The sequence below is a fragment of the Demequina sp. genome, from assembly GCF_024642165.1.
In the GTDB taxonomy this organism is placed as follows: domain Bacteria; phylum Actinomycetota; class Actinomycetes; order Actinomycetales; family Demequinaceae; genus Demequina.
Map to the genome: position 1 here is coordinate 1 of NZ_JAHEBP010000158.1, position 3,635 is coordinate 3,635.

Annotated in this window: 2 protein-coding genes; both read right to left on the minus strand. The window is 71.1% G+C overall.

What is annotated here, in order from left to right:
• Positions 1-1,872 (minus strand): molybdopterin-dependent oxidoreductase (locus Q0L54_RS10815; RefSeq protein WP_296668011.1); only part of this gene is annotated, 1,872 nt, incomplete at its 3' end.
• Positions 1,873-1,874: 2 nt separating this feature from the next.
• The gene (locus tag Q0L54_RS10820) at positions 1,875-3,272 is read right to left on the minus strand and encodes a nitrate/nitrite transporter (protein WP_296668013.1); all 1,398 of its coding nucleotides are present in this window, start codon (positions 3,270-3,272) and stop codon (positions 1,875-1,877) included.
• Between the last annotated feature and the right edge of the window lie 363 nt (positions 3,273-3,635).

Here is a 3,635-nt window from a genome sequence, read left to right on the forward strand (position 1 = left end):
CTCGGCGACGCGGCGCGTCTGCGCCCCGGACTGATAGTGCTGAAGCACGCGCCCGGTGACCAGGTACGTGGTGGCGCCGGGGCGCACGTCGTCGGCCGGACCGTGGTGCGCGACGGGATGCATGACGGCGCGGCCGTCCGGGGTCGGGAAGCGCTCAAGGAACGGCCGGGGCGTGCCCGGGTGGCCGGGACCCGGGACGGGCCAGAACAGCTCCTCGCCCGCGTCGAGGCGGTCGTAGGTGATGCCGCTGTAGTCGGCCTTGCCGCCCGCGGAGGCACGCGCCATCTCGTCGAACATGGTCTCGGCATCGTCGCTGAACATCGCGTCGCAGCCCAACCGGGCCGCGAGCTCGCGCAGGATCCACAGCTCGCTGCGGGCCTGGCCGGGGGCGGCCACGGCGGCGCGACGCCGGATGATGCGGCCCTCGAGGTTGGTCATGGTGCCGTCCTCCTCCGCCCACTGCGTCACGGGCAGGATGACGTCCGCCAGCAGCGCGGTCTCGGACGGCACCAGATCGCACACCACGAGCAGATCGAGCGCGCGCAGGCGCTCCTCCACCACCGTGGAGTTGGGCGCCGAGACCACCACGTTGCTGCCGTGGACCAGCAGGGCGCGCGGACCGCCCGGCGTGCCGAGGGACGTGAGCAGCTGGACGGCGGGGACGCCGGGCCCGGGGATGACGGCGGGATCCACGCCCCACACCGCCGCGACGTGCGCGCGAGCCGCGGGATCCGTGATCAGCCGGTAGCCCGGCAGCTGATCGGACTTCTGGCCGTGCTCTCGCCCACCCTGCCCGTTGCCCTGGCCGGTCACCGGGCCGAACCCGGACCCGACGCGGCCGATCAGCCCGAGCGCGAGCGCGAGGTTGATGGCAGCGTTCACGCACGCGGTCCCCTGCGACATCTGCTCGACCCCGCGGCCCGTGAGGACATAGGCGCCGCGGCCGCCGCGCGAGGGCGACGCGTCCGCGAGGGTGCGCGCCACCGCACGCAGGGTGTCCGCGGGCACGCCGGTCTCTGCCTCCGCGCGCTCGGGCCACCACGCGGCGACGGAGCGGCGGACGTCGTCGAGGCCGTTGACGCGCGCGGCCAGGTAGTCCAGATCGGCCAGGCCCTCGGCGAGCACGATGTGCAGCAGCGCGAGCAGCACCACCATGTCCGAACCCGGCACCGGTGCCATGTGGATGCCCGCGCCGCCGTGGGTGAGCTTCGCGGTGACGGTCTCGCGAGGATCCACCACCACGAGTCCGCCGCGCTCGCGCACCCCCGCCAGGTGCTGGACGAAGGGCGGCATGGTCACGCCCATGTTCGAGCCGAGCACCAGGACCGCATCCGCGCCGGCAAGGTCCGCGAGGGGGAACGCGAGCCCACGGTCCATCCCCAGCGCGCGGTTCGAGGCCGCGGCGGCCGAGGACATGCAGAAGCGACCGTTGTAGTCGATGAGCGGCGTGCGCAGCGCGAGCCGCGCGAACTTGCCCAGCGCATAGGCCTTCTCGTTGGTGAGGCCGCCGCCGCCGAACACGGCCACCGCATCGTCCCCCGACTCCGCCTGGAGCCGGCGCACTCGGGTGGCCACCAGATCCAGCGCCTCGTCCCAGGACGCCTCGCGGAAGCCGCCGTCGGCGGTGCGCAGCAGCGGCGTGGTGATGCGATCCGCGGCCCGCAGCACCTCGGCCGAGGTCCAGCCCTTCTGGCACAGGCCGCCGCGGTTGGTGGGGAACTCCCGCCCCGTCACGAGCACGGGGAGTCGCTCGCCCGGCGTGCGCTCGAGGGTCTGCGCGCACTGGAGCGCGCAGTACGGGCAGTGGGTCGCGACGGTGCCGCCGGAGCCGTGGGGCTCCGGCGGCACCGCGCCGACCTCGAGGTGGGTCATGGTCAGACGTTCTGCATCCGGGCGCCCTTGCGCAGGTAGAACACCCACGTGAGGACCGCCATGAGCAGGAACACCCCGATGTAGATCTGCAGCGCCGGGACGATGGTTCCCGAGGTCTCCTTCGCCCACTTGTAGACGAACGGGATCGCGAAGCCGCCGAAGGCACCCACGGCGGAGATGATTCCCACCGCGCCGGCCGAGCGACGCTTGAAGTCCAGCCGGCTCTCATCGGTGGCCTCGCCCTTGTCCGCGTGGAGGCGGCTGAAGATCGAGGGGATCATCCGGTACGTGGACCCGTTGCCGATGCCCGTGAAGGCGAACAGCGCCATGAAGCTGACGAAGAAGATGAGCAGCGACTTCTGCTGCACGCCGAGCACCGCCGTGTAACCGGCGACGGCCATGGCGATGAAGGCGCCGAGCGTGACGATGGAGCCGCCCACGCGGTCCGCCAGCTTGCCGCCGTAGGGGCGGGAGATCGAGCCGATGAAGGCGCCCAGGAAGCCCCAGCTGAGCGCGATGTCGCCGCGCTCGAAGACCACCTTGAGCAGCGTGGGGAACGCGGCCGAGTAGCCGATGAACGAGCCGAACGTGCCGATGTACAGGAACGCCATGAGCCAGGTGTGGCCGTGCGTGAGCGACTTCGCGGTGGGCTTCGGGTCCGCCTTCGCCTCGCGCAGGTTGTCCATGAACAGGAACGCGAGAATGGCCGCAGCCACGGCGAGAGGAACGTAGACGAGTCCGGCGTTCGCGAGGCCCAGGCCGCCGAGTCCGATGGCGATCGGGACGACCTTCTGTGCGACGGCCACGCCGATGTTGCCGCCCGCGGCGTTGAGGCCCAGGGCCCAGCCCTTCTCCTTCTCCGGGTAGAAGTAGGTGATGTTCGACATCGACGAGGCGAAGTTGCCGCCGCCGAAGCCGGCGGTGGCTGCGACCAGCAGCAGCACGGTGAAGGACGTCTCGGGGTGGCTCACCACCCAGGCGAGGCCGAGCGTGGGGACCAGCAGCAGCAGCGCGCTGATGACCGTCCAGTTGCGGCCGCCGAAGATCGGCACCGCGAACGTGTAGGGCACCCGCAGGAACGCACCCACGCCGGACGCGACGGCAAGGATGGTGAAGCCCTGGCCGGCGGTCAGCGCCCAGCCGTTGGAGCCCGCAGCGACCAGCGCGCCCGAGTCATCGAACGTGCCGTACATCTTGACGACCACGATCGACCACAGCAGCCAGACGGAGAAGCCGATGTGCTCGGCGACGATCGAGAAGACGAGGTTGCGGAAGGCGATCGCCTTGCCCTTCGCCTCCCAGAACAGCTCGTTCTCGGGCTCCCAGCGCTCGATCCACCTCCCCTTGCCGATGACGCCGGGCTCGACGGAGTCGAGCCCGGTCTTTTCGTTGATGGTCATTGCCCCTCCCAGGACTGGTGTCCGATCGAGGCGGGGAACCTCGATGCGATGCGGACAGTCCCGAAGGTACGGGCGGGAGGTTTCGGGCGACCACGCGCAGTGTGAAGTGTGGAAGAACTTCTTCTCACCTCGGGAGGCGCGGGGCCGTGAGGGCGCTCACCGACGCCGGACGGCGGCGTGAAATGCGCTATCTATCAGGGACGATGCAAATTCGGCTCGTTAGGCCCGCTCGCGATCCGCCCACCGCGCGACCGCGGCGACGATGTGCTCGACGTCCGCCGCCGTGTGCGCGGCCGAGACGAACCACGCCTCGTAGGCGCTCGGAGGGAGCGCCACGCCCTCGCCGCGCAGCGCGTGGAACAG